This window comes from Bacillus sp. R45, assembly GCF_021729365.1.
Lineage (GTDB): Bacteria > Bacillota > Bacilli > Bacillales > Bacillaceae > Bacillus > Bacillus velezensis.
In genome coordinates this window covers 3473995-3497553 of the sequence record NZ_CP091421.1, presented here as the reverse complement: position 1 = coordinate 3497553, position 23559 = coordinate 3473995, and the positions used below count along the sequence as shown (strand labels likewise).

General features: G+C 44.8%; 22 protein-coding genes and 5 pseudogenes. 21 read left to right on the top strand and 6 right to left on the bottom strand.

Going from position 1 to position 23559, the window contains the following annotated elements:
* The first annotated feature begins 51 nt into the window (after nucleotides 1–51).
* Nucleotides 52–834 carry a transcriptional regulator GlcR gene (locus L3V45_RS17295; RefSeq protein ID WP_003151250.1) on the top strand — a complete coding sequence of 261 codons (783 nt, stop codon included), beginning with the start codon at nucleotides 52–54 and terminating at the stop codon, nucleotides 832–834.
* Nucleotides 831–1688 carry a Cof-type HAD-IIB family hydrolase gene (locus L3V45_RS17290; protein ID WP_024085903.1) on the top strand — a complete coding sequence of 286 codons (858 nt, stop codon included), beginning with the start codon at nucleotides 831–833 and terminating at the stop codon, nucleotides 1686–1688. Before L3V45_RS17295 ends, L3V45_RS17290 begins: the two co-directional genes overlap by 4 nt.
* Nucleotides 1689–1800: 112 nt before the next feature.
* Here the strand turns inward: L3V45_RS17290 and L3V45_RS17285 are convergent, their stop codons facing one another.
* Both L3V45_RS17285 and L3V45_RS17280 read right to left on the bottom strand, forming a co-directional pair.
* A complete protein-coding gene (locus L3V45_RS17285; protein ID WP_024085902.1) occupies nucleotides 1801–4575 on the bottom strand; it encodes a DEAD/DEAH box helicase in 2775 nt (924 codons plus the stop codon).
* Entirely contained in the window at nucleotides 4562–6172 is a 1611-nt protein-coding gene (locus L3V45_RS17280; protein ID WP_236837123.1) for an SWIM zinc finger family protein, read from the bottom strand. Before L3V45_RS17280 ends, L3V45_RS17285 begins: the two co-directional genes overlap by 14 nt.
* A gap of 203 nt (nucleotides 6173–6375) precedes the next feature.
* Between L3V45_RS17280 and L3V45_RS17275 the strand changes: the two genes are divergently transcribed.
* The 17 genes and pseudogenes from L3V45_RS17275 (at nucleotide 6376) to L3V45_RS17195 (ending at nucleotide 20029) form a co-directional block, all read left to right on the top strand.
* On the top strand, nucleotides 6376–6519 hold the full coding sequence (locus L3V45_RS17275; protein WP_003151259.1) for a YwzD family small protein: 144 nt from the start codon (nucleotides 6376–6378) through the stop codon (nucleotides 6517–6519).
* A 215-nt stretch (nucleotides 6520–6734) separates the two neighbouring features.
* Nucleotides 6735–7481, top strand: a complete 747-nt coding sequence (locus L3V45_RS17270; RefSeq protein ID WP_014305983.1) for a protein-tyrosine kinase activator TkmA — start codon at nucleotides 6735–6737, stop codon at nucleotides 7479–7481.
* Nucleotides 7468–8157, top strand: coding sequence for a CpsD/CapB family tyrosine-protein kinase (locus tag L3V45_RS17265; protein ID WP_021734086.1), 690 nt, complete (start codon nucleotides 7468–7470; stop codon nucleotides 8155–8157). The genes L3V45_RS17270 and L3V45_RS17265 overlap by 14 nt, the downstream gene beginning before the upstream one ends.
* Nucleotides 8158–8202: 45 nt before the next feature.
* Nucleotides 8203–8967, top strand: a complete 765-nt coding sequence (locus tag L3V45_RS17260) for a tyrosine-protein phosphatase (RefSeq protein WP_014305981.1) — start codon at nucleotides 8203–8205, stop codon at nucleotides 8965–8967.
* A 199-nt stretch (nucleotides 8968–9166) separates the two neighbouring features.
* Nucleotides 9167–10492 carry a UDP-glucose dehydrogenase family protein gene (locus L3V45_RS17255; protein WP_015387591.1) on the top strand — a complete coding sequence of 442 codons (1326 nt, stop codon included), beginning with the start codon at nucleotides 9167–9169 and terminating at the stop codon, nucleotides 10490–10492.
* 63 nt (nucleotides 10493–10555) lie between these two features.
* Complete coding sequence (locus L3V45_RS17250) at nucleotides 10556–11344, top strand: YwqG family protein (RefSeq protein WP_060387207.1); 789 nt, start codon at nucleotides 10556–10558, stop codon at nucleotides 11342–11344.
* Nucleotides 11345–11624: 280 nt separating this feature from the next.
* Nucleotides 11625–12059, top strand: a complete 435-nt coding sequence (locus L3V45_RS17245; RefSeq protein ID WP_003151273.1) for a coiled-coil domain-containing protein — start codon at nucleotides 11625–11627, stop codon at nucleotides 12057–12059.
* On the top strand, nucleotides 12059–12319 hold the full coding sequence (locus L3V45_RS17240; RefSeq protein ID WP_007614257.1) for a YwqI/YxiC family protein: 261 nt from the start codon (nucleotides 12059–12061) through the stop codon (nucleotides 12317–12319). The genes L3V45_RS17245 and L3V45_RS17240 overlap by 1 nt, the downstream gene beginning before the upstream one ends.
* A gap of 19 nt (nucleotides 12320–12338) precedes the next feature.
* Nucleotides 12339–14084 carry a ribonuclease YeeF family protein gene (locus L3V45_RS17235; RefSeq protein WP_021734088.1) on the top strand — a complete coding sequence of 582 codons (1746 nt, stop codon included), beginning with the start codon at nucleotides 12339–12341 and terminating at the stop codon, nucleotides 14082–14084.
* Nucleotides 14085–14100: 16 nt separating this feature from the next.
* Nucleotides 14101–14406: a hypothetical protein gene (locus L3V45_RS17230; protein WP_003151282.1), complete on the top strand. Its 306-nt coding sequence runs from the start codon at nucleotides 14101–14103 to the stop codon at nucleotides 14404–14406.
* Between the two features lie 171 nt (nucleotides 14407–14577).
* Nucleotides 14578–15103: pseudogene (locus tag L3V45_RS17225) on the top strand (HNH endonuclease); the annotation flags it as partial.
* Between the two features lies 1 nt (nucleotide 15104).
* Nucleotides 15105–15570: pseudogene (locus L3V45_RS17220) on the top strand (DUF6985 domain-containing protein).
* 638 nt (nucleotides 15571–16208) lie between these two features.
* Nucleotides 16209–16574, top strand: a pseudogene (locus L3V45_RS17215) (pre-toxin TG domain-containing protein); the annotation flags it as partial.
* 942 nt (nucleotides 16575–17516) lie between these two features.
* On the top strand, nucleotides 17517–17954 hold the full coding sequence (locus tag L3V45_RS17210) for an SMI1/KNR4 family protein (RefSeq protein ID WP_052586811.1): 438 nt from the start codon (nucleotides 17517–17519) through the stop codon (nucleotides 17952–17954).
* A 169-nt stretch (nucleotides 17955–18123) separates the two neighbouring features.
* Nucleotides 18124–18565, top strand: a pseudogene (locus L3V45_RS19690) (SMI1/KNR4 family protein).
* A gap of 191 nt (nucleotides 18566–18756) precedes the next feature.
* Nucleotides 18757–19257, top strand: a complete 501-nt coding sequence (locus L3V45_RS17200; RefSeq protein WP_052586809.1) for a hypothetical protein — start codon at nucleotides 18757–18759, stop codon at nucleotides 19255–19257.
* A gap of 39 nt (nucleotides 19258–19296) precedes the next feature.
* A pseudogene (locus L3V45_RS17195) lies at nucleotides 19297–20029 on the top strand (endonuclease V).
* A gap of 68 nt (nucleotides 20030–20097) precedes the next feature.
* Here the strand turns inward: L3V45_RS17195 and L3V45_RS17190 are convergent.
* Nucleotides 20098–20979, bottom strand: coding sequence for a LysR family transcriptional regulator (locus L3V45_RS17190; protein ID WP_003151293.1), 882 nt, complete (start codon nucleotides 20977–20979; stop codon nucleotides 20098–20100).
* Nucleotides 20980–21101: 122 nt separating this feature from the next.
* Here L3V45_RS17190 and L3V45_RS17185 point away from each other — a divergent pair, with 122 nt between their 5' ends.
* A complete protein-coding gene (locus tag L3V45_RS17185; protein WP_015387599.1) occupies nucleotides 21102–21647 on the top strand; it encodes a flavodoxin family protein in 546 nt (181 codons plus the stop codon).
* Nucleotides 21644–21862 (top strand): hypothetical protein, encoded by a 219-nt coding sequence (locus L3V45_RS17180; protein WP_014305970.1) that lies wholly within the window; start codon nucleotides 21644–21646, stop codon nucleotides 21860–21862. The genes L3V45_RS17185 and L3V45_RS17180 overlap by 4 nt, the downstream gene beginning before the upstream one ends.
* Before the next feature lie 26 nt (nucleotides 21863–21888).
* On the opposite strand, the gene chrA is transcribed toward L3V45_RS17180, so the two are convergent.
* From chrA to L3V45_RS17165, 3 genes are read right to left on the bottom strand one after another with little or no spacing between them, the layout of a single operon-like run.
* The gene (chrA, locus tag L3V45_RS17175; RefSeq protein WP_117614704.1) at nucleotides 21889–22425 is read right to left on the bottom strand and encodes a chromate resistance efflux protein ChrA; all 537 of its coding nucleotides are present in this window, start codon (nucleotides 22423–22425) and stop codon (nucleotides 21889–21891) included.
* Complete coding sequence (gene chrB / locus L3V45_RS17170; protein ID WP_003151297.1) at nucleotides 22422–23012, bottom strand: chromate efflux transporter subunit ChrB; 591 nt, start codon at nucleotides 23010–23012, stop codon at nucleotides 22422–22424. The genes chrA and chrB overlap by 4 nt, the downstream gene beginning before the upstream one ends.
* 13 nt (nucleotides 23013–23025) lie before the next feature.
* Nucleotides 23026–23502 (bottom strand): chromate efflux transcriptional regulator ChrS, encoded by a 477-nt coding sequence (locus tag L3V45_RS17165; protein ID WP_003151298.1) that lies wholly within the window; start codon nucleotides 23500–23502, stop codon nucleotides 23026–23028.
* Nucleotides 23503–23559 lie beyond the last annotated feature (57 nt).

The window sequence follows — 23559 nt, the reverse complement described above, 5'->3', positions numbered from 1 at the left end:
AAAAACTTATAATTACTTACAGATAAGTGACGAAAAAAAGGGAATGAGGACGTGTATCAAGAAGAAAGACTGATTGCGATAATGGAATATTTGAAACAGCACCGGCGGATCACCGCTGAACAGATATGTTCGCTGCTTCATATTTCAAGAGATACCGCAAGAAGGGACCTTGTAAAGCTGAAAGAGCGAGGGGCCATTATCAGAACACGGGGCGGCGCGATTCTGCCGTCAGTGAATCAGGAAGTTCCGGGCTATTCGGGCCGGCTGAAAACCGTTTCTGAAGAGAAAAACAAAATCGGCAAGCTGGCCGCATCCCTGATTCATAAAGGAGACCGGATCATCCTGGACACATCGACAACCGTTCAGGCCTGCGCGGAGCATTTAAATGTCACCGGCTGCACTGTTATTACAAATTCGATCAATCAGGCCGATATCCTTTCCGCAAAAGAGGGAATTGATATTCACCTGCTCGGCGGAAAGCTCCAGAAGGAACACCGGTTTTTATACGGGGCTTCCGTTGTAGAAAAACTGGGGGATTATCACGCTGATAAGGTGCTGATCGGCGTTGTCGGCATCTCGGAAAACGGCCTGACGATTCCGCATGAAGAAGACGGCATGGTAAAGCGTAAAATGATCCGACAGGCTGAACAGGTGATTGCGCTGAGCGATCACTCGAAGCTTGGCCGTACGAGTTTTTATCAGTATGCAGACCTGCACGAGGTTGACCTGCTGATTACCGATCGGCTGCCTGATCAGGATTTTTGCGATCTGCTCGACCGGCACGGCGTAGAATTGCTTGTAACTGAATCTGAAGAAGAGGATGAGGACATGTGAAACTGATTGCCATAGATCTGGACGGCACACTGCTGAACAGCAGTCATCAAGTAAGTGATGAAAACAAGCGGGCTTTAAGGGAAGCCCGGCAAGCGGGAATTGAAATCGTGGTTTCCACTGGACGCGCGCATTTTGATGTGCACTCCATATTCGAACCGCTCGGCATAAAAACATGGATTATCAGCGCAAACGGAGCCGCCATTCATGCTCCTGACGGCAGCCTGTACCATTGTGAAGCGATTGAAGAATCAAGAGCCCGGGGGATTTTGTCATGGCTTGAAGAGAATCAATATTATTATGAGGTGTTTACAAACAAAGCCATCTATACGCCTGAAACCGGCAGGCAGCTGCTCGATATCGAAATGGACCGGGTGAAAAGCGCCAATCCGGAAACCGATCTTTCCGTTTTGGAACAGGCGGCTTCAGTGCAATACAGCCAGTCCGGCTTTGCTTACATTCATTCATACCGTGAGCTCTTTGAGAAAGAAGAGCATCTGGATTTTTATAATATTCTCGGATTTTCGTTTGATGAGCGGAAGCTGAAAGCGGGCTGGGACCGATTCAGCGGTCAGAAAGATCTCACCCTTGTCAGCTCTGCCGATCACAACTTTGAAGTGGCGTCTCGAAACGCCTCAAAAGGGCAGGCGCTCAAACGGCTGGCGCAAAAGCTCGGCATTCCGATGGCTGAAACCGCCGCGGTCGGTGACAGCTTAAATGACTATTCAATGCTTCAGGCGGCCGGAAAAGGCATAGCGATGGGGAATGCGAGAGAAGATATTAAAGAGATCGCTGATGCCGTTACATTGACAAATGATCAAAACGGCGTTGCGTATATGATCAGGAATTTACTGTGAAAGGTATGGCGATACTGTTCATGACTGGCGTGACGCATTCATGGCAAATGCGGCGTAACAGTAAGGACGACATAAAAGACCGGCTCTTCCGAGAGAGCCGGTCTTTTTGCGTTTAATGTGATTGCGCCGATGCGCTGAGGGTGAATAATTCTTCAAGCTCATCGGATGACAGCTCGGTAATCCAATTTTCACTTTGGATAATCTGATCGTTCAAAGTTTGTTTCGTTTCGAGCATGGCATCAATTTTTTCTTCAATCGTTCCCGTCGTAATGAGTTTGTGAACGTGGACGAACCGTTCCTGGCCGATTCGGTAGGCGCGGTCGGTCGCCTGGTTTTCCACCGCCGGATTCCACCACCTGTCATAGTGAATGACATGATTGGCAGCCGTCAGATTCAGGCCGGTTCCGCCCGCTTTCAGTGACAAAATCAGCGTCGGGTATTCTTTCTTCTGGAACCGTTCGACGAGGGAATCGCGTTCCTGCTTGGACAGGCTTCCGTTTAAAAACTGAACCGGTTCTCCGAATGTTTTTTCCAGGAGGCGCTTCATCATGTTGCCCATCTGAATGTATTGGGTGAAAATGAGGCAGCTTTCCCCTTGTCCGCGGATCGCCGCCATTAAGTCAAGCAGCTTTTCCAGTTTGACGGATCTCCCGTTTAACAGATCTGTCTGTTCTTCCTTCAAATAGAGCGCAGGATGGTCGCATATTTGCTTCAAGCGGCCGAGCATGCTCAGAATCAGCGCTTTCCGCTGCATCCCGGTCAGAGAAGCCATATGTTCAAATGTATCTTTGACAAGCTGTTCATAAAGGGATGCCTGTTCGGCTGAGAGCGGGATAAACTCTTTTTGTTCCAGCTTGTCAGGAAGATTAAGCGCCACTTCTTCATCCCGTTTTGTCCGGCGCAGTAAAAACGGCCGGATTAACTGCTGAAGCTGGTTGATTCTTTTTTCGTCACGGTCTTTTTCAATCGGCAGCACATAGCGTTTATGAAAGCCGGTCAGACTGCCGAGATAGCCTTTGTTCATAAAATCAAAGATCGACCAAAGCTCTGTCAGGCGGTTTTCCATCGGTGTTCCGCTCAGCGCGATATGATGGACGCCTTTCAGCTTTCTGATTGCGCGGGACTGCTTCGTATGCGCGTTTTTAATGTTTTGCGCTTCATCAAGGCAGACGGTGCTCCATGTCACGGAAGAAAGCTCTTCCTGATCGGCGTGCGAGAGGCCGTAAGAAGTAAGAACGACATCCGCGTCCTGATAGGCCGGGACAAATGCTTCCCCCTTCGGCCTGCGGGGGCCGTAATGAAGCACGGCCTTCAGCTGCGGCGCGAAGGTCTGGAGCTCACGCTGCCAGTTGCCGAGCACCGATGTCGGCGCAATGATTAAGGCAGGCGCTTTTTGCCGGCCGCTTTCCTTCACATGGAGAAAATAAGCGATCATCTGAATCGTCTTTCCAAGTCCCATGTCATCTGCGAGACAGGCGCCGAAGCCGTTTTCCCGTAAAAACAGAAGCCAGTTCATGCCGTACATCTGATAAGGGCGGAGCTGGCCCTGAAACGCGGCGCTGACTTCATGCTCCGGCAGATCCCCGGCATCCGTCAGTTTGCGGATCAGGCTTCTGAGATGCTTTGATAATTCGATCTTGATTCCGGCAAATGCCGATGAGTCAATGATGTCCGTGTCCTCGGCTCCGTTTTCCCCGTGATCCATCAATTCGCGCGCCAGCACGTCGGACATGTGGAGGCCCTCAGATTCCGCTTTTTCCATCAGTATTTTCATCTGTTTAATAAATTGCGGATCAATTTTCACCCATTGGCCGCGGATGTTGACGAGACGTCTGTTGTTTGCGACAAGCTCATTGAATTCATCCTCTGTCAGCTCAATCCCGTTCGTGGCGAATCTCCAGTTGAAATCAAGCAGAGCGTTCATGCCGACGAAGGACTCGCCCCGCGGGGAGGATGACACTTTCGCCTTAAGCATCATATTGCTGTCACGGACAATCTGCCACCATGATGGGAGAAGAATCTCCACACCCATATCGACAAGCGTCTCACTCGCTTCCGATAAGAAGATCCAAGCCTCTTCTTCAGATATCAGCGTCGTTCCTGAATCAAACGAAAGCCAGGGAACCGTTCTGCGGAAGCGGTCCTGTTCACGCGCGATTTTTCCGCTGTATGCCTGCCACGCTTTTTTCAGCCCTTTCAGTCCGTCGAAAAAGGTGATGGAGCCGGTTTTTTTCTCCCGTAAAAACATCTCGATTTTCCAGTCGTCACCGTCGAAATCAGGCTCGTTTAATCGGAGGCCGACGGTAAACGGCGTCAGATCGTCATGCCAGCCGATTCCCTCCAGAAAATCCTCTTCATCCAAAAAGGAGCCTTTAAACGTATGAACGGCCGGCGAACGGGTTTCGATCCGCCGCCATTTTTCCAGCAGGTCATCATTGTACTGAATGTAGTCCTGTACCGCGGCTGAGAACCAGTCTGCCGTAAAGCCTTCCAGCAAAAGCTCGCGGTCTTTGAAGCGCAGGACGCCATTTTGCCATGCGTCATAATCCGGAAGAAAATCGCCGTCAGCAATAAATTCGTATATCGTCGAAGCCGCTTCGATTAACGGTTCCGTTTCCTTTGTCAGCTGCACGGTGCTGAATGAATTGAACGAGTTTTTTCCAAGCAGCTCGACGGTCATCCAAGGGCTGAGCAGAACGGCCGGAGTGCCGATGAAGCTGACGTCTTCAAGAAACGTTCCGTAAAAGGTGGACTCATGCCATTGGAACAAATGAGTCTTCATCTGACTGAGAGTAAGCGGCTGCTCCTTCTCATCATGGCTTGACAGCGTAAATGTCCAATCTTCCATTTGTTCTACATGAATGAAAATTTCCTTAAGACTCGCCATCAATCAACTTTCCTTTCTGCAATTCTTCTTGAAGGGCGCGCAGCCTCTTGTAGCTTGCGCTCAGCCGGCTGATATAACGCTCCCATACCTGCTGTTTTTTTGCCTTTTTATAAAGCGTCCGCAGTTTTTTCAGGTGGCGCGCAGCCTCTTTATAGGCGCTGCGGTTTTTTTGGTCGATAAAAAAGGCCGCCGCCCGGTGATAGGAGGGGATGAGCGCTTCCGGATCACTGGCGGCAATTTCCTTCAGGATGTCCTTTTCAATTTCCCAGACGGAAAAACCGACGAGGCTGTGAATCTCGACCCATTCCGCGTACCGCCGTTTTTCGTACAGGTACTGGCTGTATTCGGTAAAGGTATAGGGAAGGCAGCCGGAAGCAAACCGTTCAAACAGCTGATCATCCCGTGAGTGCCGCGCATAATCCGCCAACAGTGCAAACAGCTCTCCGATGATGTCGCGCATTTCTTTAAACGGCTTATCAAGCTTCGTATAGTTCACGGCAAGCGGTTCGATCCGGCCATACCATGTTTTCAGCCGTTTCCAGTCTTTTTTCGCGGTGAGTTCACCGAGCCATTGAAAAGTGTACGGCAGCGCTTCAGGAGGGAAGCGGGACATATCTTCAAAGACCGCTTCATCATCTTTTTGCAAAAAGGCCAGATGAAGCCGTCCGAACCGCACTTCCGGCGAAAAACGGCGCCCGCTTTCCTGTTCGAGAATCTCCTGTTCACGCGCGACCCATTTCGGCCGGTTCAAAAGCGCGCTCCACATTTCACCGAATATCCGGAGGCGTTCGTATTGAAAAAGCTCTTCTTTCACAAGCAGTCTGCGGAGCACCGGGGGCGTCCGGTCTAAAAAAGGATCGAGTGAAAAAGACAAGGCGTACGTTTTCAGTCTGTCAATGGAGGAATAAATCGTATCCATCAGCTGTTCCACGTATGGATTAATGCTGTAATAATCTTTTTCGGCATCCAATCTGCCTGACTCAATCAAAGTGAACATGTGAAGCCAGACGGCAAGCGCCGAATGAATCTGATATAAGCTTTTAAGCTCGGGTTTTTTCGGGGCGTGTTTTTTGAGCGCTGACAGATAGCCGTAATAAAGGCCCTGCATCGTCTGGCTTCCGGCCGGCGTCCGCGCCTCCCACAGCGAGAATTCCGAATCAAAAAAAGCGAGCCAGCTTGACAGCGACTCTTCATTCGGCAGCACTTTTTCCTGAAACTGCCGGCGGACAAGCTCCCTGCTTTCCTCAAGCTTTTCTCTTTCCAGCCAATGTTCGGTAAAGGTACCGACCCGCTCGAATTGGGCATATACGTAAAGAAAAACGGCGAGCACGTGGCGGCAGATCGCCTCAGACGGGCATGCGCAGCCGCTTTTCACCATGAAAAATAAGTTCAGCGTGACCCTTACAGGCACAACATCCTGCACATATGCGGAAATCTCTGTCGGGGTTTGAACCTGTATACGATAGACGGAATCCTGCCGATATAAAATGAGTGCTTTCTTCATCAGCTGAACATTGTCTTCATTGTAAGGAAGAAGTTCTTTAAGCTGTTCAGCCGCTGCGAGCACATCTTCTTTAGCAATCATATCCTGAAGCATGATTATCGCTCCTAACGAGTCACAAAATAAAAAGATTCCAATTCCTCTATTATATCGCAACACATGGCCCGGAAAAAGTTTTTCCTAAAAAAGGACATAAAAACCCGAATGTGTCGAATGATGTATTAGAGATTGCAAAACAGCACCCGACAGCATATAATAATCTTGTTTTCAATTTAATGGAAGCCGAAAGGAAACGAATGATGAAGAAAACGAAGTTAGATCAAGAGGAGTTTCTGAAGATTTTAATGCATGCGCACGACATCGGTGAGCAGTCCTCTGAGATGACCACAAAAGAAATGCTTGAGAATTTGATTTCTTATATTAAAAATGGATATGCAACATAAAATCCCGCAGCCTCCTGGCCGCGGGATTTTTTAATCTTCCTGTGACACCAGTATTTAAAGCGCTTACAAATATAAATCAGATTGAAGTGATTGTCTATTTTTGTCGAATTTTGTCATTTGAAAAGGTTAGAAATGACAGTTTAAAGCTGTATAATCGTAATTGGAAAAGATCATTGGAGGGAATGGGAATACACGGAAAGTGATATGGAGGTTATATGGGAGAATCTGCAAGCATAAAGGAAATATTCGCAATACTGAGAAAGCGTCTGCTGTTTATACTTATTATTACCGCGGCGGCATCTTCCGCAGGCGGTCTCATCAGTTTCTTCGCTCTTACGCCGGTCTATGAAAACTCAACTCAAATTTTGGTCAGCCAATCCAAAAACAATCAAAAAGAAGTCCAATTCAATGACGTTCAAACCAACCTCCAATTAATCAACACGTATAATGTCATCATCAAAAGCCCGGTCATCCTCGATGAGGTGATTAAACAGCTGCATCTGTCCATGACTTCGAAAGAGCTGGAATCGAAAATCACGGTATCCAGCGAGCAGGATTCACAAGTCGTGACGATTGCCGTTCGGGATACGGATGCTAAGCGGGCGGCCGTTATGGCAAATGCGGTTGCATCCGTTTTTCAGGACAAGATCACCGCCATCATGAACGTGGATAATGTCAGCATCCTTTCAAAGGCCGAAGCGTCGGACAGCCAGTCACCGGCAGAGCCTAACCGTAAGCTGAACATCGCGATTGCGTTTGCCGCCGGACTTTTGGGCGGAATCGGTCTCGCCTTTTTGCTGGAACATCTGGATAATACGATCAAATCGGAAGAACAGCTGGAAGCGCTGCTCGGCATCCCGATCCTGGGAACGGTTACTTCAATCAGTACTAAAGACAGCGTTGCCAAAAGCTTGAGGATGGCGGAAACCAAACAAGCGGGAGGCGGACATGTTGACGCGTAAAAAAGACAAACCCGGAAAACGAAGCGTGATTGCGATGTCTGAGCCGAAATCCATCAACTCAGAACAATATCGTACGATTCGCACAAACATTGAATTTTCTTCCGTTGATACGGAGGTGAAGTCCCTTTTGATCACATCCGCCGGTCCGGAAGAAGGAAAATCGACAACCGCGGCCAACCTTGCCGTCGTATTTGCACAGCAGGGGAAAAAAGTGCTTTTAATTGATGCGGATCTGCGCAAACCGACGGTTCATTTCACCTTCAAATTGGATAACGGAACTGGATTAACGTCGCTGCTGTTAAAACAGATGCCGTTTCAGAATGCCGTCCTGCCGGCTGATGAAGCAAACTTGGATATTTTAACGAGCGGGCCGATCCCGCCCAATCCGGCGGAGCTTTTATCGACGGGTGCGATGAAAGATCTTCTGTCAGAAGCAGCCGCAGTTTATGATAAGGTGATTTTGGATACGCCTCCCGTTTTGGCCGTAGCCGATACGAAAATATTAGGCAGCTACACTGACGGGGCCATTATGGTGATCTCAAGCGGGAAAACGGACAAAGAAAAAGCGGCCAAGGCGAAAGAAGCGCTCGATTACTGCCCGTGCAAGCTCCTTGGGGCCGTTATGAACGGGAAGAAACAAACGAAACATTCGGACTACGCCTATTACGGACAATAATGTCACAATGGGCGCGGTCCATTCTTTTTAAGGAGGGATTGAAATATGATAGATATCCATTGTCACATCCTTCCTTCCATAGACGACGGCGCGGCGGATGATACAGAAAGCCTGAAGATGGCGAGAGAAGCGGTCAGACAGGGGATTGATACGATCATCGCGACGCCGCATCATGTGAAATACCGCTATGACACGGATCGGCATACGGTCAACGAAGCGGTCAGCCTGTTAAACAAACGTTTGAATAAGGAAGGCATTCCGCTGACTGTTCTGCCAGGCCAGGAAATCAGAATAGACGGAGATCTGCTGGCAGGTCTTCAAAGCGGCTCGCTTGCCCCGCTCCATAATACAAAGTATGTGCTGGCGGAATTTCCGGCGGATCATGTCCCGGCCTATGCTGAAAGGCTGTTTTATGAACTGCAGCTGAACGGATATGTCCCCGTCATCGCCCATCCGGAGCGGAACAGGGAAATTCGCGAAAATCCTTCCGTCCTTTACAGTCTTGTGAAGAAAGGGGCGGCCGCCCAAGTGACGGCCGGCTGCATTGCCGGAGCATTCGGGCGGAAAGCGAAATCCTTTTCGCTGCAGCTGATGGAAGCGAATTTGATCCACTTTCTCGCATCTGACGCCCATAATCTCGGACCGAGAAATTTTTATTATCAGGAGGCGATCAGCGTTCTGAAAAAAGAAGCAGGGGCGGAGCTGATTTACATGCTCACGGAAAATGCGGCGCTTCTCGCTGAAAACAAAGCCGTTTATAAGGAACCTCCGCTGCCTGTGGCCCGCCGTAAGCGCTGGGGTCTTTTTTAATCGTCGTCTCCATCCCGTTTAAATGAAGCGTAAGCGGCTGTTTTGCAAGATGATTCTTTTATGCTTATGCTATTATCAGCGGCCGGCGCCGTTTTTTCCTATCATGACCTCAGGCTCCCGGCATTCCGCCGGGGCCGGGATCATATGATAATAGCGGTAAGCTGCCCAGCAGCAATTTCTAAACGGTTGGGGGAACACGATGAAAATAACAGTGATCGGAACAGGCTACGTCGGTCTTGTGACAGGAGTGTCTCTTTCAGAAATCGGCCACGACGTAACATGCATAGATATTGACGAACGTAAGGTTGAGCAGATGAGAAAGGGATTGTCCCCTATCTTTGAACCGGGCCTTGAAGATATGATGAAACGAAATATCGGCCGGCATCGGCTGGCATTTGAAACGAGCTACGAAAAAGGGCTTGCGGAAGCGGACGTTATTTTTATAGCGGTCGGAACGCCGCAAAAAGAAGACGGGCACGCAAACCTTACTTATATTGAAAATGTCGCCGAACAGATTGCCGAACATATTTCTAAAGATGCGATCGTCGTGACAAAAAGCACGGTTCCCGTGGGAACGAATGACAGAATCAGCGAAGTTATTCATTCACGGCTGAGAGCGGACGTGAACATTTCAATCGCTTCGAATCCGGAATTTCTCCGTGAAGGTTCGGCGATTCACGATACCTTTCACGGCGACCGCATCGTGATCGGGGCTGAAGACCGGCAGACGCGGGAAACGCTTGACCGGGTTTTCGCGCCGCTTGCGATTCCGGTATATCATACGGACATCAGAAGCGCTGAGATGATCAAATATGCGTCAAACGCATTTTTAGCGGCAAAAATCAGTTTTATTAATGAAATTTCTCATATATGTGAAAAAGTCGGTGCGGATGTGGAATCAGTCGCACACGGAATGGGATTGGATAAACGGATCGGCAATCAATTCTTAAGAGCCGGCATCGGTTACGGCGGTTCCTGTTTTCCGAAGGATACAAACGCCCTCGTGCAGATCGCGGGACATGTGGAGCATGATTTTGAATTGCTGAAGTCCGTCATTAAAGTCAACAATAACCAGCAGTCCATGCTGGTTGATAAAGTGCTGAACAGGCTGGGCGGTGTGACGGGGAAAACCATCGCGTTATTAGGGCTGTCTTTTAAGCCGAATACAGATGATATGCGGGATGCCCCGTCCATTGTCATTGCGGATCGTCTGGCGGCTCTTGACGCCCGGATGACAGCGTACGATCCGATCGCTTCATTCCGGGCTTCCGGGCTGCTTCCGGCTGCGGTTTCCTATCGGGAGTCCATAGAAGAAGCCGTCAGGGGAGCGGATGCCGTCCTGATTCTGACAGATTGGGAACAAATTAAACACTTCCCGCTTGAAGCGTACAAAGAGCTGATGGAAACCCCGGTTATTTTCGACGGGAGAAACTGCCACTCGCTTGAGGAAGCGGAACAGGCCGGCGTGGAATATATCTCAATCGGAAGAAGAGCCGTCGTGCCTCAGACTGATTCTGTCACTTGAAAGGCCGGCGGTCCGCACCGGCCTTTTATCATACAATCATTAGAGACGAAGGAGATATTAATCGTGGAAAACACATGGAAATTGCCGAAGCAAATGGAATCATCCCGCAGTCTGCTGGAAACGTCAGCACGGCCCTTTATCAAACTGCACGTCAAAAAAGCTGAAACGGGACGGTATGACAGTAAAATTGCCGGAGACCCCTATTTTCCGAAACATGAACCATACCCTGAAGATGAAAGCGGCAGGCCGATGAAGCTTCTCGCCCAAATCAATTTTGCGGATATGCCCGGACTACCTGATTTTCCGGACACCGGCATTCTTCAGTTTTACATATCGGTCAGTGATGACGTATACGGTTTGAATTTTGACGACGGGTGCGCGCAAACGGGTTTCTGCGTCAAATATTTTGAGCACGTGACAGATCGGGAAGAGGAGCTCATGGATGATTTTTCTTTCGTTCAGGTTGAAGAGGAGTACGATTTTCCGATTCAATCCGAAGCGCTGATCACCCCTGAGCTGTCTGCTGAATGGGTGCTCCCGTCTGATTTTCAATTCAGGCAATATGCCGGGATGGATGCCTTCGACTATTTCGAGCAGTTTGACGATGAGGTGTATGACGAATATACGGTGAACGCATTCGGCCATAAAATCGGCGGCTATGCGTCCTTCACCCAGGAAGATCCGCGGTCTTATTCCCATCAAAACCATACGATTCTGCTCTTGCAAATTGATTCAGATGATGACATTGATTCGATGTGGGGAGATGTGGGAATCGCCAATTTCTTTATCAGACCGGAAGATTTGAAGAAAAAAGATTTCTCAAACGTTTTGTACAACTGGGACTGCAGTTAACGACATTATTAGAATCATGATACAAGGCAAAGGAGACGGTTAATCACTGTCTCTTTTTTTTTAGGGAATTTATCATGGATACATAGATGAGATCAATGAATGGATATGCCGTTTGTGTGAGTCTTTTGGCGTTAATGATGAGCATCTCGGCTGCTGAAAATAAGTCATTTAACCTATTTAAGCTGCTTTCTGTCTATTTTAAAATATAATATATGGAAATATAGTATGGAAAAGTCTGTGCTTTTTGTACGACTTTTTGCGTAAGACGAGGTGAAAACAGATGAGCCATTCAAGCACATTAAGCCATATTAACAGCACCATCAGCCATAAACTGGGCGAGATCGAACACCAAATTGATAAATTAAAAGAAGCGAAAAGAGAGATAGAATCTCTGCAGGAAGAGGGCGTGTCTGAAATCAGGGACATCCTCAGGCCGCACCTGGATCATCATTGGACCGGCACTTTTGCTGAAGAATTTGATGACCGGCGCGATCAGGCCCATACAGAAGCATACAGAATCGTCACAGACAAATACGACGGTTATATTTACAGAATCGGCTTAAAGATGACACAGCTTGAAATTGAAAAAGGAGGGCTCCTTGCCGCCAGAAGCATCGCGAGAGAGGCAGAGCACCTGCTGACGCTGGGAGAAGAAGCCCTTGACACGGTCGGAGAAAAAATACAATCAATCAAAAAAAGCTGGAGTTGGTTTTAATGGCAGAAATAAAACTCAAATACGGAGCCGTCATGAAGCAGCTTGAATCCGTCAGCAGCGCTTTGGAGGCCGTTTCTATCGGGAACGCCGGTTCAAACGGAAAAAACAAGCTCGACTATACCTCCAAATACCAATCCCGCGAGGCAAAGCTTGTATCGATGATCAGCGAATACAAGCAGGCCGTTCATAAGAATATCGCGGACGTTAAAGACAACGTAGATTCTTTGAAGGAACAGGACGAGGCGATCGCCGTAAAATAACGAAAGAAAGGACTTGCCGATGAGCAAAGTGTTTGAATCACAATCGTTAACGGACGAAGCAGATAAGAGAAAGAAACAATACGAAGCCCTTGAAGAACAGCTGCGTGCGCTCAAACAAGCCTTTCAAGGCGTGGCCGATCTGGGTGATGCTTTGAAAGGGAAAGGCGCAGACAATATAAAAGATTTTTTTCAGGGACAAGCGGAAATCGCCGACAGCTGGCTGACGCTTGTCTCTGCTCAAATTGCGTTTTTAAATGGCATTTCAGGTGACATTAAAGATCAAGAGCTCAGTGATTCATATGCGGAGACTTCATTTTTAGAGCATGAGCTGCCCAATGCGGATTTGAGAGCTTCAGAGATTGTCTCCGCTCATAAAGCAGAAATCGATTCGATTTTGTCTGGCATCAGTGATATTATTCATCTCGATACATATACGCTGGATGATTACGCAGATAAAATGGGTGATGCCCAGAAAACCAGACGCGACACGATCACGGCAGTCGATACGCTTGATGAATCCCTGACCGCTGAATATCAAAACTTAGAATCTCTGGACAACGCAGTGCTCAGCAAATATTCCGTTCTCATGCAGGCCACCAGCAACGGGAAAAGCGCCTCCCCTATGTACTATGACAAAAAAGCCTTCCACAGCAATGAAATCTACAAAAGCGTCATGGCGACAGAAAAACAGGGCACGGACTATATTGACGCAAAAGCCCAGCAGGCCGAAGCAAGACGGCTTCAGGAAAAGGCTGAAGAAGAAGCCAATAAACCATGGTACGAAAAAACATGGGACGGCATCTGCAACTTTACCGGCGAAGTCACCGGCTATTATGATTATAAAAGAGCAGCCGAAGGCGTTGATCCGGTGACCGGCGAAAAACTCTCCACCGCAGAACGCGTCACAGCAGGAGCGATGGCCGCCGCCGGATTCATACCGGTCGTCGGCTGGGCGGGCCGCGCTTTCAAAGGCGGAAAAGCCATTTACAAAACCGGAAAAACCGTCATTGCCGCAGAACATGCTTTAGATGCCTATAAAACCGGAAAATCCTTAGACATTCTCAAAATGACAGAAATGGGCGCATACGGCCTCGTCGCCTCAAACGGATTCTCAGAAGCCGTCACAGGCCGGGATATGTTCGGAAACAAAGTGTCTGAGGAAAAGCGGAAGCAAGGGGCACTGGAAGCTGCGCTGAGTTTGGTTGGAGCCGGTGCATTGGCGAAGCATGTAAACAAAGGCATACCGCTTGCAACCCATTCGAAAGTCCAAAAAGCTAACAAAACACTAGAAAAAGTAAAACAATTCAAAGTCCCGACAAACGTCCGTGTATACGCAGAACGCCCAGTAACAGCGAACGGCTTTACGTACGGATTCCCAACAGTCCGTGTCGATGTGGAAAAGACGGCTGTTAAAGAACTTGGGATTGTGAAGATGGCGAGTAGTGGTAAAGGTATTAAGGGTATTGTTAAACCTGTTTCAAATATGAATGAGTTTTTTGATATGGAATTTGGAAAAAAAATAAGTAATTCCTTATCAAAATCAAAAGTAAAGTACGATGGACAATCAATTTATAAGGTGGAAAAGAAAACTGATAACCAATATCTGAAAAAGGGTTATGGAGTTTATCTTGACGCATTACACAAAGACCATTTAGAAGTAATAGATAAGACGGGAAATGTGAAATACGTATTGAATTTAGATGGTACTTTAAACCCTGACAAGACTAAGAAAGCACTTGGACGAGTAGTTAAGGGGTGGAAATAACAGTGGAGGAATTGATATGGATAAAAAGTTAGAAGGAATATTGGACATACTAGATAAACTTAATTCAAGTATTAATATTATAAATAAAGAAGATTTAGATGAACAGTACGAGAACCTTGAGGATTTTAGGGTGTTAACTAGAGATTTAGATATTATATTAAACAATTTTGGTTCATTGGATAAGAACGATGGTGATGAAATAGAGAAAATGTTATTTGAACTTCATAGAATTCTAACGACGTTTGAATGGCATTTCTCAGAAATCAGTGATTTAAACACAACAATTTTAAAAGTTTATAAAGACAAAATCAATAACCTCTAGTAATGAAAAGCCTTAAAAGATTTTTATTTTCTTTTAAGGCTTTTTTAGTGGGGGTGAGTGCCGAATAAACTGTTTTCTATTTAGAGAGTAGAGGTGATCCTTATAAGCCTTATATGATGTTTTTACCAAATTATAGAGTGCGTACAAATAACTTTAAAATGTATGCCCTATCGTATGAATCAAACACCTGCACAGATCAATCCAAAGATTCAATTTGAAGGAATTAGAGGAGAATCTTTAAGTACGCTTAAACCTTCACCAGACCCTAAATTGAAAAGAATATTAGATGAGGTTGGTATAAAAGGTTTCAATATAAAAATGGAGTTCCTGATTTTTCACCAATAGCAAAAGCACAAGTTGAAATCAACTATATGCTTGGAGGAAAAGGAACTTATGGGGGGAAAGCCAGACGAGCTAATTTTGTTCAATCAGATCAAAAATCAGCTGACCAAATTAATGGCTCACCTGAGTTAGCAAGTCAATTTGGGATGGAATCTGGTAAAATTAGTGCAAGAGATATAAAAAATATCGAGAAAAAAATAAATTAACATGGCATGAATTAAATGATGTTAAAACAATGCAACTTGTGCCAACAAAAATTAATAGTGAATTCGGACACCTTGGTGGTGTAGGAGAAATAAACGCAGGAGCTTTTAAACCTGGGGGGTTTGCTAATAAACAAAAAGAGGAGATATAAAATACCTATAAACGATCCAATTTTTGGTGAACTTGAATATGAGTATGGTTGGGTTAAGGATACCATTATTCGTTTTTTTGGAAAAGAATCTGAGATCTCTTTGATGATAGATGGTGAAGAAGATGGAGAGTTTGATGAACAGTATATGACATATCAAGCATTAATGCAGAATTGGGAGGATTTACAGCCAAAATTATTGCAATCAATATTAGACTATTACAAACAGAAGCGACATGAACTGGGTTATGATATTGAATTAAATGAAAAATTACCCATTAATTGAAACGCCTGAACAAACACTAGAAATGATAACTTTAGATGGAATTGTTATTCCATATGCGGATATTTTTGAAGGACGAGATATTGGAATTACATTTAACTGTTCATGGGATACAGAAAATGGATTAGGGATTCGTCTATTAAATGAAAAAATAATTGAAGTAGGTTATCAGGATGTTGCAATTTAAAATAGGTTGCTAAAAGTAAAAACTCATTGATAGTTGTACCATCATGGAGTACTGTGTGCAATGATAGAATAGAAAACGAAGTACGAGCTTAGGCGAGATCACTTTTTACTGGGTGATGAATATAAATACATGGAATGTATATGAAACTAACGAACTCGGACAAACTCGTAAGTTTTAACGTAGTAGTCGTCACGACATATAAAAGGTGTCATACTGTAACCAAAAACTTATAAATTTAATGGTACTTAAAAATATATGAACTTAAAGCGCTTGATTGTCTACGAAAGGCAACAAGTGCTTTTTTGTGGTTTAACGTGAAAAAATTTTAAAGAGCGCTAAGTGTTAATTTTTATAGATTGTAATGGGTGTGAGCATTGTATGATGATAGTAGAAGAAAAAAGGGTGTATTAAGTTTTGAGGTCATCGTAAAGTGCATTTAACAGATTTACGTTACGAACACGTTATCCGCAAAAAACGGGGGAACGTTACAGGATTTGAAACTTTGTCTTGACTTAGGAGTCCAAGCTGAAGGTGGCTATAGTTTGAAATATCAAGAAGTTAAAATTAAAGAGCAAGTGCAAATAAAATGGATGGAAGTTGATACATAAATAACTTGTATCAACTTTTGAATACAACTTGTCACAGAAGAAAAACTCTCCACCGCAGAACGCGTCACAGCAGGAGCGATGGCCGCCGCCGGATTCATACCGGTCGTCGGCTGGGCGGGCCGCGCTTTCAAAGGCGGAAAAGCCATTTACAAAACCGGAAAAACCGTCATTGCCGCAGAACATGCTTTAGATGCCTATAAAACCGGAAAATCCTTAGACATTCTCAAAATGACAGAAATGGGCGCATACGGTCTTGTCGCCTCAAACGGATTCACAGAAGCCGTCACAGGCCGGGATATGTTCGGAAACAAAGTGTCTGAGGAAAAGCGGAAGCAAGGGGCACTGGAAGCTGCGCTGAGTTTGGTTGGAGCGGGCAGTCTGGCCAAATCGGTTGATCATAGTGTATCAATGTATCGAAATGTGGATAAAGGTTCGACAGTTAAAGTGAAACTATCAGATATACGACATGTCGTGAATCCGACCCATGTGAAAAAAGTAGCTCATCAAACCTATCAATCAGTTAAAAAACGATCTTTATCGGTGATAGAATCAGCTGGTGAAACCGTACTTTTTGCGAAACAGCTGATGGGAACATTCCGAAATCAGCCAGCATACGCATATGCTAAAAGCAGCCACTATACTGAGAGTTTGATTAATAAAGAAGCTGTCAAGAAAGTCGCACAGTATCCAGTTAATTACCTAAAACAAGTTGCTAAAGACCATATTCACTATATTACACAAACAGGGAAGGTATTCTATGATGCCTCGTCGAAAGTGTTTCGCACAAGCGATGGAAAATTTGCGAAAAAACCGAAAGCAGATCATGTAGAAGAGCCTAAGGTGCTGAAAGTTGAGAGGCAAAAAACAGACGTTCATAGTGAAGGCACTAAAGCTACTGGTGAACTAAATAAAGACTTAGCGAAAGCATATCTCAGAGATATAGAAGCCAAAACTGGACGAAAGGTTTGTAAAGAGCAGATCGACCATATAAAAGAAGCTTTAAGAAATAATAACTATGAGAAATTAACACCAAAAGAAACAGCTAAGCATAGGAGCAAATTCACATCAAGTTTGAAAGATAGATTGATTGCAGAATGGGAAGAAAAAACCAATCAAAAGTGGCCTAGATATACAGAAGAGGTTTTTGATAAGCATGGAGAAGTTGCCCGAAGTATTGGTCAACCGTACGATGCCCATCATATCATAGAGAACAACTTTGGTGGCCCTCACGAATGGTGGAATATTCATCCGGCAAAATATCCGGATGAACACCAAGCGGGTATACATGGAAAGGGAGCACCATCAGGAAAACTTTTTCCAAGGAGGTAAAAATAGTTCATGGCTGAATTTGAATTTATAAATCATTTAGAAAATAAAACATATAAGGTACCTGAAGAGGATATATTAAAAGCTGAACAAAGAATGAACGTAGATATTCCAAATGATTTAAAACAATTATATTTAGAAGTCGGTTATGGTTTTATTAAAGGTGAAAGTGATAATGCAATTAATAGGATATTGGGGCCAGGGGCAGTAGCCGACATTAGACTAAGAGAAGGAATTTTTGAGTTTGACCCAGATTTAGATGAACTTTATGATGATGAAAATAAACTTATTTTTTTTGAAGTAAACGAGGGTGTTTATATTTCTATAGATTTACGATTGGAAAATAATCCAATATTTTATTTTGACACTCAAATAGCTGAATCTTTAGAGGATTTTTTTAAAAAGTTCCTCAATGATAATGAATATTATATTGATTTAATTGAGGATTAGACTTAAAAATGGGATAGTTAGAAGAATTAATTGACCTTGATTGGCTAGTGAAGCCTTTCAAGGTTTTTTACAAATGAATTGTTATTTTCTGTTTAAGATGACTTAAATGTCTGTTGGGCTATGAACCCGTCACAGGAGAAAAACTCTCACTCAAAGGAGGTAAATAATTGTGAAATATGATTTTATTAAAACTTACAAAGAAAATACATTTTATCAAGTAAGTGAGAATGAAATCTTAGAAGTAGAAAATAAGTTAGGTTTAAGGTTACCTTATGATTTGAGACAGTTTCTTCTAGAGGTTGGTTACGGCTTTCTGAAAAAATCAGAATATAATATTAATCGCATTCTTGGACAAGTCATTAACTTTTAATCTTGCATCTCTAATTGAAGCAGGGGAGTTTTATCCAGATATAGAAGTTTATGAGGAACTTGAAGAAGATAAATTGATTTTTTTTGAAGCAAATGAAAGTGCTTTATTGTTAATTGCATTAGGCAATGAACAAAACAATTCAATATATTACGATGATATAAAAATTGCAGATTCATTAGAAGAGTTTTTAATAGAGCTTATGAAAAATGATAAATATTATCTTGATTTAATTGAGGATTAGACTTATAAGAGGGAATGGCTAGAAGAATTAAATAAACTTGATGGCTGCTGAAGCCTTTCAAGGTTTTTTCATAGGTGAATTGTTGTTTTCTGTTTTGTGAATTCCGAATAATTTATTTGGCTTTAGGCTGCGTTCCGGTTACCGGAGAGTTGGTAACCCTACGGTTGTACTTAGGAAAGGTGTATAAAGTAATGAAATACGGACATTATCATAATCAGGTAAAAGAAGTTATTGATTTTTCCAAAACCTTTAAAGCAGTTGCATCACATGAAATCTCTTATTTTACTAAAATTATTAATGATGAAGAAAAAGCTAAGTACTATGTTTACGAAGATGTAATTGGTGAAGATGAATATGCGTGGAAAGATATAAAAGAAAACGAGATGAGTGAGGTATGGGGAAAATTTTATGAACTAAACGATGATCAAAAACCACAAAACCTAGACATGCTTCTGAAAATTTTTTCGGAAAATGTCAGAAGTGCTACGACTGAATTTAATACTTTTCTTGAAGAGATCGTAGCAGATCTAAATAATTGTGCAATAAATAGAGCAGTAAACGGGAAAACAGACAATTTTTTTGAAAAACTTTTCAAAATTTATAAAGCGGGCTATTTTCCATGGGGCTGGGATGGAGATTATCCTTATGGAAGTTTTATTGCGTTGTATATCGAAATGAAGAACTTGAATTGAAAAGACGATTTTAGAAATGAAACGAGGAAAACAAGTGAAATGAAAATACATCAAATTCACGATTTTGAACAAAAAGATGAATCGGATTTTATTCGAACTCAACAATCTCTTATACATAAAATCAACCTATCCCCCGTCATCCATCCAGACTCCGTCAATACTTGCGCAGGCGTCGACCTCGCCTATTGGGAGCAGGACGGGGAACCGTACGGGGTGTGCAGTATCATCGTGATTGACGCTGATACAACAGAAGTGATTGAAAAAGTGCACAGCATGGGGAAAATCAGCGTGCCGTATGTGTCCGGTTTTCTTGCGTTTCGCGAGCTGCCGCTGATCATCGAAGCGGCCAAAAAGCTGGAGACGGAGCCGGATGTGTTTTTGTTTGATGGCAACGGGTATCTGCATTACAATCATATGGGCGTTGCCACCCATGCGGCTTTTTTTCTGGGGAAGCCGACGATTGGGATTGCGGAAAACCTATCTCAAAATCAAAGGCTGCGATTTTGAGATGCCTGAAAATGAAGTAGGCGCCTACACCGATATTCTCATTGACGGCGAGGTATATGGCCGGGCGCTTCGGACACGGCGGGACGTGAAGCCTATCTTCTTGTCTTGCGGACATAACATTGATTTAGAAAGCAGCTATCAGATCACAATGAAAATGATCAATCGAGAAAGCAGGCTGCCGATCCCTGTCCGTCTGGCTGACCTTGAAACGCATGTTTTGCGAACGTTTTATCGGAAAAATCACATGAAACACTTGGAGCTCTAAGCCACCAAGTGTTTTTTTGTATGCCTGGTGTCTGCTTTAAAAAACCTTGTCGTCCTTGCAGCAGGTTTTTATTTGAATGTTTTTCGCGTCAAATCGATAAATGCCTTTAATGGCGCAGACATCCACTTGTCCTTATGCCATGCTAGTTGAGTAAAAACGGGGCATTCATTCTGCCAGTTGAGTTCTTTCATCCGTCCTTCGGCAATATCGTCTTTTACTGTCATTTCAGGCAATAGTCCGATTCCGAGTCCGGCCATCACGCATTGTTTGATGGCTTCTATGCTGACGAATTCTAATTTATTAGGGTAGACTCCGGCGTCATGTAAAGTGTTCTCAAAGAGCGTGCGATATGAACAGCCGTCCTCTGTCAGCAGAAGGGTTTCATTTTGAAGATCCTTCAATGTTGCTGGTGAGTCTGCTGGAAAAGGATGGTCATTGGCGGCTACCATTTTGATTTCATCCTGAATCAGAGATTCAACGTGCAGTGCGTCTTCCGACCGATTCACATCCAAAATGAAAGTGATATCCAGCTGGCCCTGCAAGAGCTGTTCTTTCGCTTGTTCGTTGGAAATATACGGTTTGAATATAAGCTTTACTTGAGGAAAAGCCTGTTTGAATTCTTTTATGATAGGCGGAAGGCGGTATGTGCACTGGCTTTCCGTCGCGCCGATTTTCAAGGTTCCGGTTGTTTCTCTTGCTTGATTTGCGGCCATTTTTGCTTCTTCTGTTAACGCAATGATCTTCTCCGCATAGGATTTGAACGTTTTGCCGGCTTCTGTCAGGAAAAGCCGCTTGCCCAGCCGTTCAAATAAAGGAGTCCCGATTTCTTCTTCCAGTGATTTGATCTGAGAGGTAACGCTTGATTGTGCGTAGTTAAGCATCTTGGCGGTTAGGGTGAAGTTTACATGTTCTGCTGCGGTAATAAAGGTGATCAGCTGCTTCAATTCCATTTGATCTCGCCCTTTCTAAATCGGTTTTATCGATTGAAACAATCGAAATAATTATCTGTATTGATTGATGAATCCATTATATGATGAAGAAAATCATTCGTAAACAAAGGAGCAGATGCATCATGAACATTGCGGTTATTCATGGCGGAACGAGGCCTGGCGGAAATACGGATATTCTTGCGGAGAAGGCTGTTCAAGGATTCGATGCGGAGCACATTCATTTGCGGAAATATCGGATCCGGCCAATTGAAGATCTGCGTCACGCCCAAGGCGGCTTTCGTCCTGTTCAAGATGACTACGATTCTATCATTGAGCTGATATTACCGTGCGATATTCTTGTATTCGCCACCCCAATTTATTGGTTTGGCATGTCAGGGACATTAAAGCTGTTTATTGATCGCTGGTCACAGACGCTGAGAGATCCGAGGTTTCCTGATTTTAAACAGCAAATGTCAGCGAAGCAGGCATATGTAACAGCAGTGGGCGGAGACAACCCTAAACTAAAAGGGCTGCCGCTGATTCAGCAATTTGAACATATTTTTGATTTTATGGGGATGTCCTTTAAAGGCTATGTGTTGGGAGAAGGCAATCGTCCCGGTGATATTCTTCATGATCAACAGGCGCTGTCCGCTGCGAGCCGTTTATTGAAAAGGAGTGATGCGATATGAAGCTGCTGCTGGTTATCTCTGGTATGTTGATTCTTGCACTCTTTCTAGCTTGGAAAGCGCCGACTTCTGTTTGGATACAGGCTGAAACCAATTCGCCTCAGGTTCAGCAATTTGTGAGAATGGCAGGCGCAACGCTGCAAGTCAAGCAAATCATCAAGAGTGATGCAGGCGATGAATCTGTTGTCATATCAAACGGCATTGTGGGGCCAAAATAAAAAAGCACCTGTCCAGGTGCTTTTCTTTATAAATGAGGAATCACAAGCCCTCCATACAAAAACGCCGCGATAATCAGAAAGGCCGGATGCATCTTGAATTTTGTCAAGACAAGGAGGGAAATCCCCGCAATCACTATCGCTTGAACCCAGCCGATCGCTTTGATGCCGTCTGCGCCGATTTGCCAGGTAAGAATGAGCATCATGACGGCGATGGCAGGCTGGACGGACAGCGTCATACCTTTGATGACGGGGGATTGGCGGAAGCGCTGAATGATGCGCAAGAGGACGATCAATGCGAGCGCCGACGGTACGACGGTGGCGATCAGCGCAATCAGGAATCCGGGCCATCCGCCTGCGCTGTAGCCGACATACGCCGCGATTTTGGTTGCGATCGGGCCCGGCAATGCGTTCGCAAGTGCGAGCATATTTGAGAATTGATCGTTTGAGAGCCAGCTGTATCTGTTGACGACTTCTTCAAACATTAGCGGGATCGACGCCGGTCCGCCTCCATATCCGAGTACGTTTGCGACAAAAAACGCCATAAATACATAAATCAAGATCATGAGGCCGGCATTCCTTTATCTTTTGAACGTTTCTTTGTGATTTTGTCCTTTAATTTAAAATGAAACGCGCCGTATGCCAAGAAAATGATAATGACAAAGCCGGGATTGATCTGTAACGTTTGCAGGCCGATAAAAGCGATGATAAAAAACAGGATGCCCGTGACCCAGCCGAAACCTTTAAGCGCTTTTTGGCCAAACTCGTACGCCATGATGCCGAGCATGACGGCGATCACCGGTGTTACGGCGCCAATCATGCCGGCAACGATTGCTGAGCGGCTTAAGACATTGACAGCCGCAAACAAGCCCGCCATAGCGAGACATGTAGGCAGAATATGTGCAAGGGTTGCCGCGATTGCGCCTAACGTGCCTTTCAGCTTGAAGCCCAGATACGCAGCCATTTTTGTGGCAATCGGTCCGGGAAGCGCATTAGCGATCGCTAATATTTCTCCGAATTCATCATCATCTATCCATTTGTATTTATTGACGGCTTCATGGCGGATGAGCGGGATCACCGACGGGCCGCCTCCGAATCCGAGAATGCCCGTTCGGACCATCGCCGCCGTAATGTCCCAATAGGGATGTTTCATGGCTATGTCCTCCTTACAGCTTCATGCCCGTTCTGCTTTTATACCGTTTAATCAGCATTTGGCAGTCGACGCTGACGACGCCTTTTTGCGTATAGAGCCGTTTTGTCAAAAACTCTTCCATCTCCTGATCATTTGCGAAAATGCCGTGCATATGCAGCTTGCTCGGTCCGGTCATATGATAAAGGCTTGTCACCGCCGGCTCCTTTTCAAGCTTTAATGCGGTTTCCTCCAAATACTGCGGCTCCACCTCCACATTAAAAAACACGGACACATGACGGCCGATTTTCGCCGGGTTGATGACAGCGGTGAATTTTTCAATCACACCGGCATCCAGTAAATGCTGAATGCGGTGCTGAACCGCCACTCGCGACAGGTTAACCCGCTTTCCTAAGTCTGTATAGGAAATCCTCCCTTCCTCGTGCAAAATTGAGAGAATCTGTTTATCCGTTTCATCAAGGACAAGATTCGGAATGCTGTACTCATGTTCCAACCGGCTTCACCTTCCTTCATTTGGTGGATATTATTGTATCATGAAAAGTTACGGTAT